Genomic DNA, 940 nt, shown 5'->3' with positions numbered 1-940 from the left:
TACTTCTGTTGCATTGGGTGATCCTGCAACAAACACCACGCCGCTTGATATGAATGGTGCAGATCCTGCTCAGACGCTTAACTTTGGTCTGGGTGCTGCGACACAATTTGCCGCCCCATTTGAGCTAACTAAGTTCGATGAAGATGGTGCGACAACGGGTTTCCTAACCAAAGTTGACTTTGATGAAAACGGCAGCGTATTGGGTACTTACTCAAACGGTGAAAACGTAACATTGGGTCGTGTGGCGCTAGTTCGTGTTCCTAACGAGCAAGGTCTGGATAAGAAGGGCGGTACGCAATGGGATTCAACTCAGTTCTCTGGTGACAAGATTTGGGGTGAATCAAACAAAGGCTCTTTCGGTACTATCAACAACGGTATGCTAGAACAGTCAAACATTGATATGACTCAGGAGCTGGTGGATCTGATCTCTGCTCAGCGTAACTTCCAAGCAAACTCACGTTCGCTAGAAGTACATAACCAGCTACAACAAAATATCCTGCAGATTAGATAATCTGCATTATTAAGTTAGGCGTGCTTTCGCCGCTTGGCTTGATAACATCATGACATTCATCTGATGCTTAGCCTGAAAACACCTCAGTTCAGGCTAAGCATGCTTTGATCTCTGGTTTGCCGCTGTTGCCGCCACATGGATCAAAATCTTGCCTCCCTTTGCAGTTTACCTTCATTGAATATCCTTCTTGATTGCCTTTAATTTCATTCAAGTTTTTGATAAATAAGCCTATTTTTATCTTGGCATAACTATTGCTTTTACTCCGAAGTACAGAGACTTTTTTGGAGTAAATTATGGATCGCGCACTGTTTCTCGCAATGAGTGGCGCCAAGCAAAATATGCAGGCTTTGCAATTGCGCGCTAACAACTTGGCTAACGTCAGCACGACGGGTTTTCGTGCGGATTTAGCACAGGCTCGCTCAATGCAAG

General features: G+C 44.7%; 2 protein-coding genes. Both read left to right on the top strand.

The window, feature by feature from the left end; genetic code table 11:
• Nucleotides 1-511 (top strand): flagellar hook-basal body complex protein (locus R7Q48_RS25380; protein WP_318132911.1); only part of this gene is annotated, 511 nt, incomplete at its 5' end.
• Between the two features lie 293 nt (nucleotides 512-804).
• Nucleotides 805-940 (top strand): flagellar basal body protein (locus R7Q48_RS25375; RefSeq protein WP_318132913.1); only part of this gene is annotated, 136 nt, incomplete at its 3' end.

The sequence above is a fragment of the Vibrio sp. 378 genome, assembly GCF_033339435.1.
The sequence above is the reverse complement of the archived record's forward strand: the minus strand, read 5'-3'. Positions and strand labels throughout refer to the sequence as shown.